Source organism: Microbacterium sp. ARD32 (assembly GCF_031844385.1).
Taxonomy (GTDB): Bacteria; Actinomycetota; Actinomycetes; order Actinomycetales; family Microbacteriaceae; genus Microbacterium.
In genome coordinates this window covers 1522448-1539670 of the sequence record NZ_JAUZVD010000001.1, presented here as the reverse complement: position 1 = coordinate 1539670, position 17223 = coordinate 1522448, and the positions used below count along the sequence as shown (strand labels likewise).

Here is a 17223-nt window from a genome sequence, read left to right as displayed (position 1 = left end):
CGCGATGAGTCAGACGAGCACACTCAGCCCGTAGAGCACGAACAGGAACAGGTGCGCGGCGCCGTGCAGCGGTGTGACCCGGCGGCTGATGAATGTCGTCAGCGTCAGCAGCACGGTCAGCGCGAGCAGCAGCAGATTCACGGGGGACTCCGCCAGCAGCACCGGCCGGCCGGTGATCAGCCCGATCATCAGCACCGCGGGGATCGTGAGTCCGGCGGTGGAGACCAGCGCGCCGTGACACAGATTGCTGACGCGCTGCAGTTCACCGCCCAGTGCCGCACGGATCGTGGTGATCGTCTCGGGAAGGAACACGATCAGCGCGATCAGGATGCCCGACAGCGCCACCGGCGCACCCAGCCGGCTCAGCCCGTCGTCGAGCAGCGTCGCCATGTCGTGCGAGAGCAGCACGATCGGCAGCGCCATCACGATCAGCAGCGCCGTGCGCGCGCCCAGTTCGGCGCCGTGCTGCGAGAGCAGCGCCGTGATGGGTTCGGGGATGAGGTCGGGCCCGGAGGCCGGTGCACGCACGTCGACGACCTCCTGGAAGTCGGCGCGCTGCGCGCCCAGCTGCCGCATCAGGAAGAACGTGTACAGGCCCACCGTGAGCACCGCCAGGGGGATCGCCTGCCCGGGCGCGTAGGCGCCGCCTTCGCCGATCAGACCCGGCAGGGCGAAGGCGACCGAGAGCAGCACGATCAGCATCCCGAGGTACAGCGAGACGCCGGTGCTGTTCGCCTTCAGCCTGTCGTGTCGCATCCCGCCGAGCAGCAGCGCGATGCCGATGACCAGGTTCATGATGATCATCGACACGGCCATCACCGAATCCCGGGCGATCGTCTCGTGCTCGCCCGGGCCGAGCAGCACGGCAGAGATCAGGATCACCTCGATCGCGGCGATCGAGATCGTGAGCACGAGCGTGCCGTACGGGTCGCCCAGCCGGCGCGCGAGATGCTCCGCCTCGGTGACGACGCCGAAGGCGCTGATCGTGATCACGACGACGATGCCGCCCAGCAGCATCCAGAGCAGGGCGGCCGGCGGCGGACCGGCGAGCAGGGGAGTCAGCGCGAGCAGCAGGAAGGAGCCCCAGCCGAGGGCCAGACGCACGATGGCGGTGGGGGTGAGCACGAGGCGCAGCAGGGTTCGCATGAGAGCGGATGCCGAATCCGCAGGGCCGTCCCCGCTTGTGACTTCGCCGCGCGGGTCGTCCCGCCGGTCGCTTCGGGTCGATTCTAGCAAGCCGCTCCCCCGGCGGACCCCGACGGGCTCGGGGAGCCGGCCGGGCGGAACAACGTCGGCACGCCCGGCGTTGGCTGTGATGTGAGCATCCTTCAGAGCGTCGTGATCGGCGCAGGGCAGGCAGGGCTGTCCGCCTCGTACCATCTGAAGCGACTCGGCATCGAGCACGTCGTGCTCGATGCGAACGAGCACCCCGGAGGCGCCTGGCAGCATCGCTGGGATGCGCTGACCATGCGCGACGTGCACCGGGTCGCAGAGCTGCCCGGTGACCAGCCCGTGCCGCACACCGCGCTGCGCGCGAATCAGGCGGTGCCCGCCGTCTTCGCCGACTATGAACGCAGCCAGGATCTTCCCGTGATCCGGCCGGTGACCGTGCGCGAGGTCGTCGACGACGACGACGGCGTGCTGGCCGTGCGCGCCGACCAGGGGGAGTGGCGCTCCCGCACTCTCGTGAACGCCACCGGCACCTGGACCCGGCCGTTCCTGCCGCACTACCCGGGCATGGAGACGTTCCTGGGGGAACAGCTGCACACCGTGGACTATCCCGGTCCCGAGCACTTTCTCGGCAAGCGGGTGCTGGTGGTGGGCGGTGGCGCATCGGCCGTGCAGTTCCTGGGCGCCCTGGCACCCATCACCGACACGCTGTGGGCCACGCGACGCCCGCCGGTGTGGCGCACCGACGACTTCACGCCCGAGGCGGGGGCTGCGGCTGTCGCGCTGGTCGAGCAGCGGGTGGCGCAGGGGCTGCCGCCGGAGAGCGTCGTGAGCGTCACCGGGCTGATGCTGCGCCCGCAGGAGCGCGAGGCCGAACGACTCGGCGCCTACGCGGCGCGCCTGCCGATGTTCGCCGCGCTCGAACCGGACGGCGTCCGCTGGGCGGACGGTCGCTTCGAGCGGGTGGATGCCATCCTCTGGGCCACAGGCTTCCGGCCCGCCATCGCGCACCTCGCTCCTCTGCACCTGCGCAGCCGGCTGGGCGGCATCCGGCTGGATCGCGACGGTCGCGGCACCACGGCTGTCGCCGATCGCCGCATCCAGCTGGTCGGCTACGGCCCGTCGGCCAGCACGATCGGCGCGAACCGCGCGGGCCGCACGGCAGCGAAGGGCGTTCAGCGCAGCCTGATCGAGGAGCGAGCCGGCGTCATCGCGTAGCCTGGCAGTCATGCGTCGAGCAGTCTGGGCATCAGTGGTCGCCATGCTCGCGGCGAGCATGCTGGCCGGGTGCGCACCGTCGGCGGCACCGACGCCGACGCCCACGCGCGCGACACCGACGCGCGTGACGCCCGTCCCCACGCCGACGCCCACGGCTGACCACGTCGACGACGCCGTGGACGCGATGAGCGTCGAAGAGCAGGCGGCGAGCGTGGTGATGGGACACGTGCCGCGCACGGATCCCGCGGCGCTGCGCGCCTTCATGACCTCCGGACCGGGCGGTGCGGACCTGGGCGGCTTCATCCTGATGGGCGCGAACGTGGGCGGTGACCCGGCGCAGGTCGAAGCCGTCACCGACGCGCTCACGGTCGATCCGGCTCTCCCACCGCTGATCGCGATCGATCAGGAGGGCGGGGCGGTGTCCCGGCTGCCCTGGGACACCCTGCCGGCCGGACGCGGCCTGCAGGCCGACACACCGGCGCAGACCCGCGACGTCTTCGCCGAGCGCGCCGAGATGGTGGCAGTCACCGGCATCAACACCAACTTCGGCGTCATCGCCGACGTCCCGATGAGACCGTCCTCGTTCATCTCGTCGCGGGCGCTGGGAACCGACCCCGAGAGCTCGGCCGCGCGCGTCGCCGCCGCGGTCGCGGGCGAGCAGGGCATCGTGTTCTCCACGCTGAAGCACTTTCCCGGCCATGGAGCCGCTCCGGGGGACTCCCACCACGCGATCCCCACCACGCCGATGACTCTCGCGCAGTGGCGTGACGGCGACGCGAAGCCGTTCATCGCGGGAGTGGATGCCGGGGCGGAGCTGCTCATGTTCGGGCACCTGGCCTACACGGCGGTGGACTCCGCGCCGGCATCCCTCTCACCTCGCTGGCACGCCATCGCCCGCGACGAACTGGGCTTCGACGGGGTGATGATCACCGACGATCTGGGCATGCTCAGCTCCTCTGGCGTCGCCGCCTACCGTGACCCGGTCGCCAACGCGGTCTCCGCGCTCGCCGCAGGCAACGACATGGTGCTGATGGTGGCCGGTTCCACGGCGAAGACCGCGCCGGCGATGGCGGCGGGCATCGCGCAGGCCGTGCAGGACGGCGCGCTGACCGCGGACCGCCTGCGCGACGCAGCAGAGCACGTGATGGCGCTGCGGATGCGGGTGGCGGCACTTCGACAGGCTCAGTGAGAGCCAGGGGCCGTGGCCCCCGAGGCGGGCTCAGCGTCCCAGCCAGGCCGTCAGCATCCGCTCCCGGATGACGGCGCCGCGCTCGGCGAAGCCGCGCTGGCGTCGCACGTACTCGGCCTTGCCTTCGGCCGTCTCGATGCGCACGGGGCGCACGTCCCACTCGGAGAGGTCGTAGGGTGCGGCCTCCATGTCGAGCAGGCGGATGTCCCGCGCCAGCTCGAACGCATCCAGCAGCAGCTCGCCCGGCAGCAGCGGGCCCAGCTTGACCGCCCAGCGGTACAGGTCCATCCCGGCGTGCAGGCAGCCCGGCTGCTCGCGGTCGGGCTGGGATTCGCGAGTCAGCGGCTCACGGTTGCGAGGGACGGCCTCCGGCGTGAAGAACCGGAACGCGTCGAAGTGCGTGCAGCGCAGCTCGTGCGCCTCGACCACGGCATCCGTTCCGCGCTGACCCAGCCGCAGCGGCGCGGGATGCCGGTGCTCGCGCTCGCGGTAGACCATCGCCCACTCGTGCAGGCCGAAGCAGCCGAACTGCCCGGGCCGGGAGGAGGTGCGGCGCAGCATCCGCTCGACCAGCTGCGCCAGCTGCGGCTTCTCCGCGCGGAACAGCGCCGCATCAGGCACGACCCCGTCGTCGCCGGCGGGGGAGTACCACCGCCAGCCGGCGCGTTCGGGTGCCTGCTGCAATGCGACGCCGGCTCCGGGATGCCAGCGGCGCAGCAGCGCGGGCTTGTACGCGTAGTACGTGAACAGGAAGTCCCACACCGGATGCTTCTCGCCGCGCGCGGCGCGCTCGCGGTGCGCGGCCGTCAGCGCGTCGGCCCGGTCGGCGTGCGCCTGCGCGCGGGCGGTCCAGTCCGCCCGGCGCAGCGCTGCGTGCGCGGTCATGGGCGGGTGTCGATGATGCCGGCCTCGCCGAGCAGATCGCGCAGGCCGGCGCCGTCCTCGGCGCTGACCCACGGGGCTCCGTCGACGGCGTGCGGGGCTGTGCCGCGCCCGCCTGCGAGCACCGCCTCGGCGGGCAGCAGGCGGCGGATCGCGACGCCGGCCACCGACTCCGGATGCTCGGCGAGGAACTCCGAGTAGATGGCCTCGTCATGCTGGCCGTCGTCGCCGATCAGCAGCCAGCGCACCTGCGGGAACTCCTGGGCGAGGCGGCGCAGGTTCCCGGTCTTGTGGGCGCGACCGCTGCGGAACCAGCGGTCATGCGTGGGACCCCAGTCGGTGAGCAGCATGGCGCCGGCGGGGAAGAGGTTGCGGCTGAGGAAGCGGCGCAGCGTGGGCGCGACGTTCCACGCGCCGGTGGACAGGTAGACGACGGGAGCGCCGGGGTGCGAGCGGCGCAGCTGCTCCAGCAGCACCGCCATGCCGGGCACCGGCGTGCGGGCGTGCTCGTCGAGCACGAACGAGTTCCACGCCGCCACGAACGGACGCGGCAGCGCTGTCACCATGACGGTGTCGTCCACGTCGCACACGACGCCGAAGGTGGCGTCGTCGGCGACGACGAACACGGTGGCCTCGACGGGCTCGCGTCCCTCGACCGACATGGTGAAGGTCTGCCAGCCGGGTTCCAGCTCGGCGTCGATCACGCTGTCGATCACGCCACCGCGGTCGGCGACCACGTCGTGCGTGCGGCCGCCCAGGTGCACCTGCACCGAGGCGAAGCTGACCGGGATGCTCACGAACGCGCGCCAGCCGCGCACGCCGTTGCCCTCGCCGCGCGAGCGCTTCGGCGTGGGCGGGACGATCAGCACCCTGCCGACGACCCGCACCCAGCCGGAGCCGCCGTATCCGGGGAAGGGGACGACGGTCGCCGAACGCCCACGTCGCCGTGCGCGGCGTTCGCGCCAGACGTGGAAGCGGTGTTCGAGGCGGGCGAACCAGTGGATCTTGGCCGCCGAGGCAGAGGACATCGTGCCCAGTCTTTCACGCTTCCCGGTGCGGCTCATCCTTCATGTGCCGCTCCTCGCGCCTGGCGATGATCTTCTTGGTCACGACGATCGCGATCAGCAGCGCCGCGATCACGGCGACGAACACGTAACCGGCGTAGTGCAGCCGCTGGGAGAGCTCCGGAAAGCTCCCCGCGGCGCCCGCCGCCACACCCACGTAGGCGAAGGTCCACAGCACGCACGCGGGCAGCGTCCAGGCGATGAATCGGCGGTACGCGTAGCCGCTCATCCCCACGGTGAGCGGCACCAGGGAGTGCAGTACGGGCAGGAAGCGGGAGAGGAAGATGGCGATGCCGCCGCGGCGCTGCAGATAGCGCTCCGAGCGCGCCCAGTGCGCCGCGCCGATGCGCCTGCCCAGCCACGATGAGCGGATGTGCGGTCCGGCCCAGCGGCCCAGCCAGAACCCGAGCGATTCGCCGATGAGGGCGCCCACGATCACGGCGAGTCCGAGTGCGACGCCCTCGGCCCAGGAGCTGACGCCGATCGCGGCGACCAGCACGACCGTGTCGCCGGGAACGATCAGGCCGATCAGGATGCTGGTCTCGAGCAGGATCGCGATGCCGGCGAGCAGCGTGCGCAGGACGGGGTCGACGGACTGCACCGTCTCGATGGCCCAGAGCACGAAGTCGTTCACCCCACGAGCGTAGAACCTGCAGGGGCATCTACGCTGTGAACGTGCCCGCGCCCCGACCTCTCGACGCTCTGCCGCTGGAACCCCCGCAGCCTTGGCGCATCGACGCCGAGGCGCTGTTCCTGCGCCTGTTCGCGGATGCCGAGGCGTCGTTCTGGCTCGACGGCGGCGTCGGCGCCACCGAGGGATGGAGCGTGCTCGGTGCCGGGGAGCGCGAACCCGACCCGGAAGCCGTGCGTGCCGTACCGCTGGCATCCGGGAACGCCACCACGTCGGGCACCGGACCCGATATGCCCTTCCGCGGCGGGTGGGTCGGCTGGCTGGACTACGAGCAGGGTGCGGCGGCAGTAGGCGCGCCGAGCGCATCCGGCGGGTCCGGCGCGGCCTGGATCGCCGTCACGCGAGCCGTCGCCGTCGACCACGCGAACGGGCGGATCTTCGCGCTCGCAGACGCGGCGATGCTCCCGGAGTGGCGGAGCGAAGTGGACGAAGCGCTGCGCGCACCCGTCCGGCCCGCTGCCGCGGCATCCGCTGCCGAACCCGTGCATGCGGTGGCCCGTCACGACGTGGCCGAGTACGTCGGCCTGGTGGAGCGGTGCCGCGACGCCATCGAGCGCGGCGACGCGTACCAGCTGTGCCTCACGACGCGTTTCAGCGTGCCCCGCCCCGCCGACCCGATCGCGGTGCACCGGCGGTTGCGCGAGTCCGCACCGGCGCACCACGGCGGATGCATCCGGGTGGGGGAGCGCTGGCTGCTCAGCGCCAGCCCGGAGCTGTTCCTGGCCGTCGCCGACGGGGTGGCGTCGACGAGTCCGATCAAGGGCACGCGGCCGCGCGGAGCGGATGCCGCGGACGACGCCCGCCTGGCGGCGGAGCTGCAGGCCGACGTCAAGGAGCGCGCCGAGAACGTGATGATCGTCGACCTGATGCGCAACGACCTCTCGCACGTCGGCGTGCCGGGCACGGTGCGGGTGGAGCGACTGTGGGAGGTCGAGTCGTACTCGGCCGTGCACCAGCTGGTGAGCACGGTCAGCATGCGGCTGCGCGAGGGCGTCACCTTCGGCGAGCTGACGGATGCCGCGTTCCCGGCGGGCAGCATGACGGGCGCCCCGAAGCTCTCGGCCATGACGATCCTGCACGGTCTGGAGGGCGCGCCGCGCGGCGTGTACTCCGGCTGCTTCGGGCACGTCGGGCTGGACGGGCGGGTGGATCTCGCGATGGTGATCCGCTCGATCGTGATCGAGCCCGACGGTGCGCACGTGGGTGCCGGCGGCGGGATCACCTGGCTCTCCCGAGCGGATGCCGAGGCCGCCGAGGTCGCCGTCAAGGCGCGGGCGCCGCTGGCCGCGCTCGGCGCACCGGTGCCCGCCGAGTGGGCGGCGCTCCTCCCGGCGCGATAACCTGGAACATCCGGTTCTCCGGGGCACTCCCGCATCGTCAGATTGGTCGTTCCTTGTCCGAGCACGCGTCCGAAAACCACCCCGAGTCCGCCGAGGACACCGCTGAGGGGATGTCCGCGCACGACATCCAGGCCAAGTGGCAGCAGTACTGGGGAGAGCACGAGACCTTCCTCGCGGGCGGCGACGACGACGAGCGGCCCCGCAAGTACATCCTGGGCATGTTCCCGTACCCCTCCGGCGATCTGCACATGGGGCACGCGATCAACTACCTGTACCCCGACATCGTGGCGCGCTACTGGCGGCACCGCGGGCACAACGTGCTCAACCCGATCGGCTGGGACTCCTTCGGCCTGCCCGCCGAGAACGCGGCGATCAAGCGCGGCGCCGATCCGCGCGAGTGGACCTACCGGAACATCGATCAGCACAAGGCCGGCTTCCGCGGCTACGGCATGTCGTACGACTGGTCGCGTGTGCTGCACACCTCCGACCCGGAGTACTACCGCTGGAACCAGTGGCTGTTCCTCAAGCTGTACGAGCGCGGGCTGGCGTACCGCAAGAAGAGCGCAGTCAACTGGTGCCCCAACGACCAGACGGTGCTGGCGAACGAGCAGGTCGTCGACGGCCGGTGCGAGCGCTGCGGCGCCGAGGTGGTGAAGAAGAAGCTCACGCAGTGGTACTTCAAGATCACCGACTACGCCGATCGTCTGCTGGACGACCTGGATGCGCTCGAGGGGCATTGGCCGCACAAGGTGCTGCAGATGCAGCGCAACTGGATCGGCCGCTCCACGGGTGCCGACGTCGATTTCCGCATCGAGGGGCGCGACGAGCCCGTCACGGTGTTCTCCACGCGCCCGGACACCCTGCACGGCGCGACGTTCTTCGTCGTCGCACCCGACTCGGACCTGGCCGCGGAGCTGGTGGCGGGTGCGTCCGCCGAGGTGCGGGCGCGGTTCGACGACTACCTGGATCAGGTGCAGAAGCAGACCGAGATCGAGCGGCAGTCCACCGACCGTCCCAAGACGGGCGTGTTCCTGGAGCGGTACGCGATCAACCCCGTGGGCGGCGAGCGGATGCCGATCTGGGCGGCGGACTACGTGCTGGCCGACTACGGTCACGGCGCCGTGATGGCCGTGCCCGCGCACGACCAGCGCGACCTCGACTTCGCGCGCGCGTTCGGCCTGCCCGTGAAGATCGTCGTCGACACGACGGTCACCGGCGGCGCGAACGAGGGCGGCGATCTGGCCGAGCTCGACCCGTCGGCCACCGGCACGGCGCTGGTCGGCAACGGCCGGATGGTGAACTCCGGCGAGGTGGACGGCCTGGACAAGGCGACCGCGATCGCCTCGACCATCGAGCGCCTGCAGGCGGCCGGGACGGGCCGCGCGGCGAAGAACTTCCGGCTGCGGGACTGGCTGATCTCCCGTCAGCGCTTCTGGGGCACGCCGATCCCGATGCTGCACCTGCAGGACGGCGAGGTCGTGCCGGTGCCCGAAGATCGACTGCCGGTGAAGCTGCCGAGTGTGGAGGGTCTGGACCTGCGCCCCAAGGGCACCTCGCCACTGGGCGCCGCCGAGTCGTGGGTGCGCACCGTCGATCCGGTCTCGGGCGAGCCGGCGCTGCGCGACCCCGACACCATGGACACCTTCGTCGACAGCTCGTGGTACTTCCTGCGCTTCCTGTCCCCGAACAGCGAGGAGTTCGCGTTCGACCCGGATCAGGCGAAGCGCTGGGCGCCCGTGGACGGCTACTTCGGCGGTGTCGAGCACGCCATCCTGCACCTGCTCTACGCGCGATTCATCACCAAGGTGCTGTTCGACCTGGGCCTGATCGACTTCGAGGAGCCGTTCTCGAACCTGGTCAACCAGGGCATGGTCATCATGGACGGCGCGAAGATGTCCAAGAGCAAGGGCAACCTGGTGGAGCTGTCCGACCTGCTGGGGCAGTACGGAGCCGACGCGCTGCGCCTGGGCCTGGCCTTCGCCGGACCCGTGGAGGACGACAAGGAGTGGAACGGCGTCTCACTCGCCGGTGCGCAGAAGTTCCTCGCACGCGCGCTGCGCGCCGGTGACGAGACCACCAGCCCGGTCGGGGCGGATGCCGCTGCCGGCGACGCCGCGCTGCGTCGCATCACGCACCGCCTGCTGGCGGATGCCCCCGGTCTGGTGGAGCAGACGAAGTTCAACGTGCTGGTCGCGCGCCTGATGGAGCTGGTGAACGGCATCCGCAAGACCATCGACTCCGGCGCGGGGGCGGCCGATCCGGCCGTGCGCGAAGCGGCCGAGACCGTCGCGCTCATGCTGGAGCCGATCGCGCCGCACACCGCCGAGGAGCTGTGGGCCCGGCTCGGTCACGAGCCGTCGGTCAGCGCCGTGCCGTGGCCGGATGCCGATCCCGCGCTGCTGGTGCAGGACACCGTCACGACGGCCGTGCAGGTGGGCGGCAAGGTGCGCGCGACGATCGAGGTGCCCGCCGACATCTCGGAGGCCGACCTCGAGGCGGTGGCGCGCGCTGACGAGAAGGTGCAGCGGGCCCTGGAGGGCAAGGAGATCGTGCGCGTGATCGTGCGCGCGCCGAAGATCGTGAACTTCGCCGTCAAGGGCTGAGCACGCGCCCCTGGGTCCCTGAGCCTGTCGAAGGGGCGGCGTGCTGGGTCCCTGATCCTGTCGAAGGGCCGTCGCGCTGGGTCCCTGAGCCTGTCGAAGGGCCGTCGCGCTGGGTCCCTGAGCCTGTCGAAGGGGCACCCGCGCATGCCCGTCCTCCCGCTTCTGCACAGCCCGCCGGTCTGCACGAGTTCTCCACAGATGCCGGGATTTCCGGGCATCCGGTGGTCGCGAGATGCGTAGCGTGACGGAGTGCCCGTATCCGAACCACCTGCCGAGGACGCGTCTCCCGCGCACACGCGGCCGCGCCCGCGACTGAAGCTGGGGATCGGGGCCGCGATCACGCTCGGGCTGGTCGTGCTGTCGGCGGCGGTCGGCTGGGGCATCCTGCGCGGGCAGGCCGCGCCCATGGACGCCATCGCGCTGGACGGGTCATCGACCTCTGCCGACGCCGACTCCGGCATCACCGTGGACGGCGCCGGGGGCGAGCTCTACGTGCACGTGCTGGGCGAGGTGGCGCACCCCGGGCTGTACATCCTGGATGCGGATGCGCGCCTCGTCGACGCCCTCGCTGCGGCCGGAGGCACGCTGGAGGATGCTGATCTGCAGGCGGTGAACCTGGCGCGTCCGCTCAGCGACGGCGAGCAGGTCGTCGTGCCGCCGCAGGGCGCGGGCGGTGCCGCCGCATCGGCATCCGCGTCGGCCGTGGGCGCGGACGGCCGCATCGACCTGAACAAGGCGACCCAGGACGACCTGGAGACGCTTCCCCGCATCGGCCCGGCGCTGGCGCAGCGGATTCTGGAGTGGCGCGACGACAACGGCAGGTTCCGCGCTGTGGAGGATCTGCTGGCGGTGCCGGGGATCGGCGACAAGCTGCTGGCGGGGATGCGCGACAAGGTGCGCGTGTGAAGGCCGCGTGGTGATGAAGGACCTGCCCGGATGAAGGACCTTCGGACGAGTGCGCTCGCCGTGCTGCTGTGGGCGGTGGCGCTGCTGTGCATCGCGGTGCCGGTGGTCGCGCTGCCGCTCGCGGGTGCGGCGGCCGTCGCGGCGGGCGGACTGCTGGCGGGGCGCTGGAGCGGGCGCCGGGTGAACGGGCTCATCGTGTTCGCACTGCTGTGCTGCAGCGCCGTCGGGCTGGTGGTCGCCGGGGCGCAGCCCGAGCGGGCGGCCCTGGCGCGCTCGGACGGGCGAGCCGTCGAGGCGACCGTGCAGGTGTCGTCGTCGGCATCCATCGGATCGGACGGCCGGCTGTGGTTCGACGCGCAGACGATCGCGCTGGGCCCGCCCGGCCGCGCCCACACGCTCAGCGCGCCGGTGCGGGTGGGCGTCGACCCCGTCGACGGCGTCGAGCCGGGCGCCCGGCTGCACATCCTCGGTCAGGCGAAGGCGACCGGGCCCGCCGAGCGCGCCGGTCTCGTCGTCTTCGGCCGGGACGTGGAGGTCGTGCGCCCGGCATCCGGGATCTTCGCGATCGCGGCCGGCACCCGGGCGGCGTTCATCGCCCGGGCCACCCGCCTGCCCGAGCCGGGGGCCGGACTGCTGCCCGGTCTCGCCGTCGGTGACACGCGGGCGGTCTCCGACGAGCTGAACGCGGCGATGCTGGCGTCCGGACTGAGTCACCTGACGGCCGTCAGCGGAGCCAACTGCATGATCATCGTCGCCGTGGTGTTCTGGCTGGTCTCGCTCGCCGGCGGCGGGCGCGCGCTGCGCGTGGTGCTGTCGCTGCTGGCCCTCGGCGCGTTCGTGGTGCTCGTCACTCCGGAGCCGAGCGTGGTGCGCGCGGCGGTGATGGCGGCGCTCGCGATGCTCAGCATCCTGCTCGGCAGACCCAGCGCGGGCCTCGCGATGCTCGCGCTGGCCGTGTGCGGCCTGCTGATCGCCGATCCGTGGTTCGCCGCCTCTCCCGGCTTCGCGCTGTCGGCGGCCGCCACAGCGGCTCTGCTGGTGCTCTCCCGTCCGCTGCTGCGCGGACTGGGTCGCTGGATGCCGGCGCCGCTCGCGCTGGCGCTGTCGGTGCCCCTGGCGGCGCAGGTGGTGTGCGGGCCGATCATCGCGCTGTTCTCCGAGCAGCAGTCGCTGGTCAGCATCCCGGCGAATCTCATCGCCGAGCCGGCGGCGCCCATCGCGACCGTGATCGGCCTGCTGGCCTGCCTGACCGCCGGCGTTGCGCCGCTGGCCGATCTCTTCGCCGCGGCGGCGTGGCTGCCCGCGGCTTGGATCCACGTCACGGCGACTGTCAGCGCGGGGCTTCCGGGAGCGACGGTGGCGGTCGTGCCCGGTGGGGTCGCGGCGCTGGTGGTGGGGCTGCTGAGCGCGGCGGCGGTGATCGTGCTGGTGCGGCCCGCGTCTGGTCGACTGCGGGCGACGTCGGCCGTGGTGCTCGTCGTCGCCGTGGCGGTCGGCGGCGGGCGGATGCTGCTCACCGGCCCGCTCGCGCCCCTGACCACTCCGGCGGAGTGGGCGATCGCGGCCTGCGACATCGGGCAGGGGGATGCCGTGCTGCTCCGCTCGGCCGGGCGCACGGCCCTGGTCGACACCGGGCCCGATCCGGACGCGCTGAGCGATTGCCTGGCGCAGACCGGCACGAAGCGCATCGACCTGCTGGTGCTGACGCACTTCGACCTCGACCACGTGGGAGGCACCTCCGCGGTGCGGGGCATGGTGGGCACGGTGCTGCACGGTCCCGTCGTCGAGGCCGACGAGCGACGGATGCTCGCGGAGCTGGCGTCCTCGGGCGCGACCCTGCGGGACGCGAGCGCGGGCATGTCGGGGACGCTCGGTGATGCGCGCTGGCGGGTGGTCTGGCCGAACCCCGATCCGGTCGTCTTCCCCTCGGGCAACGACGCCAGCGTCGTGATCGAGGTGGCGGGCGGGGGAGTGCCGCGCACGCTGCTGCTCGGCGATCTCGGCGCGGGCTCGCAGCGGCTGCTGCTGTCGTCCGGGCGCGTGCGCGGCGCCTTCGACGTGGTGAAGGTGGCGCACCACGGCAGCCGCGACCAGGAGCCGGCGCTGTACGAGGCGATCGACGCCGCGGCCGGAGTGATCAGCGTCGGCGAGGACAACGACTACGGGCATCCGCGCACGGAGACCCTGAGTCTGCTCCAGGCGGTCGGCACGCGGGTGCTGCGCACCGATCTGCGCGGGCTGATCCTGCTGGGACTGCACGGCGACGAGCTGCGGGTGTGGTCGACGCGGGCCCCTCCGCCGGATTCCTCCTGACGTCGGCGCCCGCCGGTAGGCTGGAGCGATGGCAGCACCCCGATCGTCCGCCCGCGGCAGCTCCGCGGCCAAGGGCGCGAAGATCCCGCAGGTGCCCTGGCGCGATCCGCGTCCGGCGCCGATCGTGCTGGTCTCGGGGCCCGAGGACGTGCTCGCCGAGCGCGCCATCGCCGGGGTGCGGGACTACCTGCGCGCCGAGGATCCGGCACTCGAGGTCAGTGACGTCCGTGCCGATGACTACGCGGCGGGCACGCTGCTGTCGCTCACCTCTCCCTCGCTGTTCGGCGAGCCCCGGCTGGTGCGCGTGGCCGGCGTGGAGAAGTGCACGGACGCGTTCCTGCAGGAGGCCGTGCGCTACGTGGAGAACCCGCAGGAGGGCGCGACCGTCATCCTGCGGCACACGGGTGCGAGCGTGCGTGGCAAGAAGCTGCTCGACGCCGTGCGCGCCGGCACCGGCAGCGGCATCGAGATCCCGTGCGCGGCGGTCAAGCGCGACAGCGATCGGGTCGACTTCGCGGCGGGGGAGTTCAAGGCCGCGCGCAAGCGCATCGCCCCCACGGCCCTGCGCGCCCTGGTCTCGGCCTTCGCCGACGACCTCACCGAGCTCGCGGCCGCCTGCCAGCAGCTGATCGGCGACGTCGAGGGCGACATCACCGACGACGTCGTCACCCGGTACTACGGGGGCCGCGTCGAGGTGTCGGCGTTCGTCGTCGCCGACACCGCCATCGCCGGGCGCTACGGCGAGGCGCTGGTCGCGCTGCGGCACGCCCTGGCATCCGGCGCCGACCCGGTGCCGATGGTCGCGGCGTTCGCGATGAAGCTGCGCACCATGGCGCGCGTGGCCGGCAACCGCGAACCCAGTCGTCAGCTCGCGCAGCGCCTCGGGATGAAGGACTGGCAGGTCGATCGCGCCCGTCGCGATCTGCAGGGCTGGAATGAGCGCTCCCTCGGGATGGCCATCCAGGCGACGGCCCGGGCGGATGCCGAGGTCAAGGGCGCCGCGCGCGACCCGATCTTCGCCCTGGAGCGCATGGTCGCCGTCATCGCGACCCGCGAGCCCTTCTCGACTGCTCACTGAGCGGGACTTCGCTCGCATTCTCGCCGGCCCGACTGCCATGGTTTCGCGGGGCCCGTATTGCGCCGTCGCGGGCGGGGAGCCCGCAAGCTGGGACCCGCGACACGCCCGGGCGCGTTCGCTCGCACTTTCGCGGGCCTGAATCGCGGCCTCGCGGGCGGGGAGCCCGCCACACGGGACCCGCGAAGTGCCCGCCGACGCGGCGGCATGCAACGCAGAAGGCCCGCCCCGCGAACGGGACGGGCCTTCGAGAGGTTCAAAGGCTCAGAGAGCGGCGACCTGCTTGGCGATGGCCGACTTGCGGTTCTTCGCCTGGTTCTTGTGCACGACGCCCTTGCTGACGGCCTTGTCGAGCTTGACAGACGCGACCTTGAGGGCGGCCTCAGCGGCCTCCTTGTCGCCGGCGATGACAGCCTCGCGGGTCTTGCGTACGACGGTCTTCAGCTCGCTCTTGACGGCCCTGTTGCGCTCCTGAGCCTTCAGGTTGGTCTTGTTGCGCTTGATCTGCGACTTGATGTTTGCCACGTGTGGACGCTTTCTGTCTGGATGGTGATCGGATGCTGCAGACGAGAGAGGGCGCCGACAGCGGTCGTGAGGGACGAACCCACACGCAAGCCAAGAGTCAATGTTACCAGCACCGCGGCGATGCGCGAAAACACGCGCTCCGAGGACACGCCGTGGCGGGATTCAGTCGCGCAGCACCTGGAACCGGGTGCAGAATCGATCCGACAGACGACGCCCGAGGAGCACCATGCCCGTTTCGAAGATCAGGGTGAAGGTCGGCGCCCGCTGGATGACGCTGTTCACGCTGGCATGGCTCGCCATCTGGACGGTGCAGCTCACCCCCGTGCAGCTGCTGCTTCCGCTGCAGCTGGACACGCCGGAGGAGGACTGGATCCGCGGCGTGGTCTCGTCGGGTCTCGTGCTGGGCATCGGAGGGCTCGCCAGCATCGTCGCGGGTCCGGCGGTCGGCGCGATCTCGGACCGTTCGCGCTCGGCCCGCGGACGACGACGTCCTTGGGCCCTGGCGGGCGTGTGGACCGCAGCGATCTTCCTCGTGCTCACCGGCACGGTCGAAGGCCCCTGGCTGGTGGGAGCCTGCTGGGTGGGCGTGTCGATCGGCGTCTCGGTCGCCTCGGCGGCCTTCACCGCCCTGATCGCCGACCAGCTGCCGCCCTCGCAGCGCGGGGCGGCGTCGGCGGCAGTCGGGTCCAGTCAGGCGGTGGGCATCGTGCTCGGGGTGGGTCTGGTGGTGCTGCTCGGCCTGGGAGTGCTCGCCGGATACCTGCTGCTGGCGGGGATCATCGCGGTGGTCGGCACGCTCACGGCGGTGCTGCTGCCGGATCCGCCGGCCGGGGCATCCGATCTCCCGCCGCGCGCGGCGACCCGCCCTCGCCTCGCCTCCCTGCGCGACCGGGACTTCGCCTGGATGCTGTCAGGACGACTGGTCGCGAACGTCGGCAACGCGCTCGGCACGGCGCTGTTCCTGTTCTTCCTGCTGCACGGGCTGGGCCAGCCCAGCACCGCGGCGCAGGACAACCTGCTGCTGCTGATCGTGGTGTACACCGTGTTCGTGGTGATCGCGTCGGTGCTCACCGGCATCCTCTCCGACCGCTCCGGGCACAGGAGAGGGCTCACGGTCGCGGCGACCTTCGTGCAGGCCGCCTCCGGCGTGGTCATCGTGCTCGCACCCACCTTCGAGATGACGCTCGTCGCGGCGGCGCTGATGGGACTCGGCTACGGCGCCTTCTCGACCGTCGGCCTCGCGTTCGCGACCGACCTGCTGCCCGACGAGCAGGATCACGCCAGGGACCTCGGCATCGTGAACGTCACCGCCGCGCTCGGTCAGCTGATCGGACCCGTCGTCGGAGCGGGGCTGGTGGCACTGGTCGGCGGCTTCTGGCTGGTGTTCCTGACGGCCGCCGTGCTGTCCGTGGCCGGCGGCCTCATGACCGCGCTCGCACGGTCGCCGCAGCCACACCCAGCAGCGCGTTGAACACCCGCGGACGCATCGCCGTGACCAGATGCGTCGTGCGCGGCACGATGACGAACTCGGCGTGCGGCGCCAGACGCCGGAACAGCCTCTCGTGCGTGCGCAGCTGGTCGAACTGCCCGTTCACGAACCAGAGGGGGATGCGGATGCGGGCGACGGCGGCGGCGATGTCGAGCACGGCCAGGCTGCGCAGCGCGGCATCCTGAGCATCCAGGGCGAAACCGCCGGCACCGAAGTCCGCACGCGTCTCGAGGGGGATGGTCGCGGCCAGCACCCGCGCGGCGATCCACTCACCGCGGTCCGGCAGCGAGTTCATCGCGCCGGCCAGCAGCCGATAGGTGGACAGCGCCGCGCCGCGGGGGAGTGCGCTGCAGGATGCCGCGATCAGCGCCGCCACGGGCGGCGGATCCTCCCCGCCGACGTAGGCCAGCGAGAGCAGACCGCCCATCGAATGGCCGACCAGCAGCACGGGCCCGCGCTCGGCGGCCGTGCGCACGGCTGAGTCGATCGTGTGCAGCGCCTCGTGCAGCGTGAAGTCCTCGTCCATCCGGGTGCCGTGCCCGGGCAGATCCACCGCGGTGGCGGGGATGCCCGCCTCTTCGAGATACGCCAGCTGGGCACGCCACATCGTGGCGGAGGTGCGGATGCCGTGCACCAGGACGACCTGAACTGTCACGGTCTCAGCATAGGAAAGCGGGGCCGGTGGATGAACCACCGGCCCCGCTCGCTTCGACCAGCTCAGCGACCCATGAAGGTGCGCTCAGCGAGTCGATCGGGTA

General features: G+C 71.9%; 14 protein-coding genes. 8 read left to right on the top strand and 6 right to left on the bottom strand.

Annotated elements, in window-relative coordinates; genetic code table 11:
• Positions 1 to 9 precede the first annotated feature (9 nt).
• Positions 10 to 1146, bottom strand: a complete 1137-nt coding sequence (locus Q9R19_RS07290; protein ID WP_311255648.1) for a calcium:proton antiporter — start codon at positions 1144 to 1146, stop codon at positions 10 to 12.
• A gap of 171 nt (positions 1147 to 1317) precedes the next feature.
• On the opposite strand from Q9R19_RS07290, the gene Q9R19_RS07285 reads away from it, so the two are divergent.
• Positions 1318 to 2388 (top strand): NAD(P)-binding domain-containing protein, encoded by a 1071-nt coding sequence (locus Q9R19_RS07285; RefSeq protein WP_311255647.1) that lies wholly within the window; start codon positions 1318 to 1320, stop codon positions 2386 to 2388.
• Positions 2389 to 2398: 10 nt separating this feature from the next.
• Positions 2399 to 3577 (top strand): glycoside hydrolase family 3 N-terminal domain-containing protein, encoded by a 1179-nt coding sequence (locus tag Q9R19_RS07280; RefSeq protein WP_311255646.1) that lies wholly within the window; start codon positions 2399 to 2401, stop codon positions 3575 to 3577.
• 30 nt (positions 3578 to 3607) lie between these two features.
• On the opposite strand, the gene Q9R19_RS07275 is transcribed toward Q9R19_RS07280, so the two are convergent.
• From Q9R19_RS07275 to Q9R19_RS07265, 3 genes are read right to left on the bottom strand one after another with little or no spacing between them, the layout of a single operon-like run.
• Positions 3608 to 4462 (bottom strand): 3-methyladenine DNA glycosylase, encoded by an 855-nt coding sequence (locus Q9R19_RS07275; protein WP_311255645.1) that lies wholly within the window; start codon positions 4460 to 4462, stop codon positions 3608 to 3610.
• Complete coding sequence (locus Q9R19_RS07270; protein ID WP_311255644.1) at positions 4459 to 5487, bottom strand: phosphatase domain-containing protein; 1029 nt, start codon at positions 5485 to 5487, stop codon at positions 4459 to 4461. Before Q9R19_RS07270 ends, Q9R19_RS07275 begins: the two co-directional genes overlap by 4 nt.
• A 13-nt stretch (positions 5488 to 5500) precedes the next feature.
• The gene (locus tag Q9R19_RS07265; protein WP_311255643.1) at positions 5501 to 6157 is read right to left on the bottom strand and encodes a DedA family protein; all 657 of its coding nucleotides are present in this window, start codon (positions 6155 to 6157) and stop codon (positions 5501 to 5503) included.
• Positions 6158 to 6198: 41 nt separating this feature from the next.
• Here Q9R19_RS07265 and Q9R19_RS07260 point away from each other — a divergent pair, with 41 nt between their 5' ends.
• From Q9R19_RS07260 to holA, 5 genes are all read left to right on the top strand, one after another.
• Entirely contained in the window at positions 6199 to 7554 is a 1356-nt protein-coding gene (locus Q9R19_RS07260; RefSeq protein WP_311255642.1) for an anthranilate synthase component I family protein, read from the top strand.
• Between the two features lie 110 nt (positions 7555 to 7664).
• A complete protein-coding gene (leuS, locus tag Q9R19_RS07255; protein ID WP_311255641.1) occupies positions 7665 to 10157 on the top strand; it encodes a leucine--tRNA ligase in 2493 nt (830 codons plus the stop codon).
• A 249-nt stretch (positions 10158 to 10406) separates the two neighbouring features.
• Complete coding sequence (locus Q9R19_RS07250) at positions 10407 to 11063, top strand: helix-hairpin-helix domain-containing protein (RefSeq protein ID WP_311255640.1); 657 nt, start codon at positions 10407 to 10409, stop codon at positions 11061 to 11063.
• 30 nt (positions 11064 to 11093) lie between these two features.
• On the top strand, positions 11094 to 13376 hold the full coding sequence (locus Q9R19_RS07245) for a ComEC/Rec2 family competence protein (protein WP_311255639.1): 2283 nt from the start codon (positions 11094 to 11096) through the stop codon (positions 13374 to 13376).
• Positions 13377 to 13404: 28 nt separating this feature from the next.
• Positions 13405 to 14454, top strand: coding sequence for a DNA polymerase III subunit delta (gene holA / locus Q9R19_RS07240; RefSeq protein ID WP_311255638.1), 1050 nt, complete (start codon positions 13405 to 13407; stop codon positions 14452 to 14454).
• Between the two features lie 261 nt (positions 14455 to 14715).
• On the opposite strand, the gene rpsT is transcribed toward holA, so the two are convergent.
• Positions 14716 to 14976: a 30S ribosomal protein S20 gene (rpsT, locus tag Q9R19_RS07235; protein WP_311255637.1), complete on the bottom strand. Its 261-nt coding sequence runs from the start codon at positions 14974 to 14976 to the stop codon at positions 14716 to 14718.
• A gap of 226 nt (positions 14977 to 15202) precedes the next feature.
• Here rpsT and Q9R19_RS07230 point away from each other — a divergent pair, with 226 nt between their 5' ends.
• On the top strand, positions 15203 to 16447 hold the full coding sequence (locus tag Q9R19_RS07230) for an MFS transporter (protein ID WP_311255636.1): 1245 nt from the start codon (positions 15203 to 15205) through the stop codon (positions 16445 to 16447).
• Here Q9R19_RS07230 and Q9R19_RS07225 read toward each other — a convergent pair.
• On the bottom strand, positions 16398 to 17120 hold the full coding sequence (locus Q9R19_RS07225) for an alpha/beta hydrolase (protein ID WP_311255635.1): 723 nt from the start codon (positions 17118 to 17120) through the stop codon (positions 16398 to 16400). The two genes, Q9R19_RS07230 and Q9R19_RS07225, sit on opposite strands and share 50 nt — an antisense overlap.
• Positions 17121 to 17223 lie beyond the last annotated feature (103 nt).

Excerpts from the sequence above, each read along its gene's own strand:
- Q9R19_RS07290 (WP_311255648.1), bottom strand. The coding sequence starts at position 1,146 with ATGCGAACCCTGCTGCGCCTCGTGCTCACCCCCACCGCCATCGTGCGT.
- Q9R19_RS07280 (WP_311255646.1), top strand. The coding sequence starts at position 2,399 with ATGCGTCGAGCAGTCTGGGCATCAGTGGTCGCCATGCTCGCGGCGAGC.
- Q9R19_RS07275 (WP_311255645.1), bottom strand. The coding sequence starts at position 4,462 with ATGACCGCGCACGCAGCGCTGCGCCGGGCGGACTGGACCGCCCGCGCG.
- Q9R19_RS07270 (WP_311255644.1), bottom strand. The coding sequence starts at position 5,487 with ATGTCCTCTGCCTCGGCGGCCAAGATCCACTGGTTCGCCCGCCTCGAA.
- leuS (WP_311255641.1), top strand. The coding sequence starts at position 7,665 with ATGTCCGCGCACGACATCCAGGCCAAGTGGCAGCAGTACTGGGGAGAG.
- Q9R19_RS07245 (WP_311255639.1), top strand. The coding sequence starts at position 11,094 with ATGAAGGACCTTCGGACGAGTGCGCTCGCCGTGCTGCTGTGGGCGGTG.
- holA (WP_311255638.1), top strand. The coding sequence starts at position 13,405 with ATGGCAGCACCCCGATCGTCCGCCCGCGGCAGCTCCGCGGCCAAGGGC.
- Q9R19_RS07230 (WP_311255636.1), top strand. The coding sequence starts at position 15,203 with ATGCCCGTTTCGAAGATCAGGGTGAAGGTCGGCGCCCGCTGGATGACG.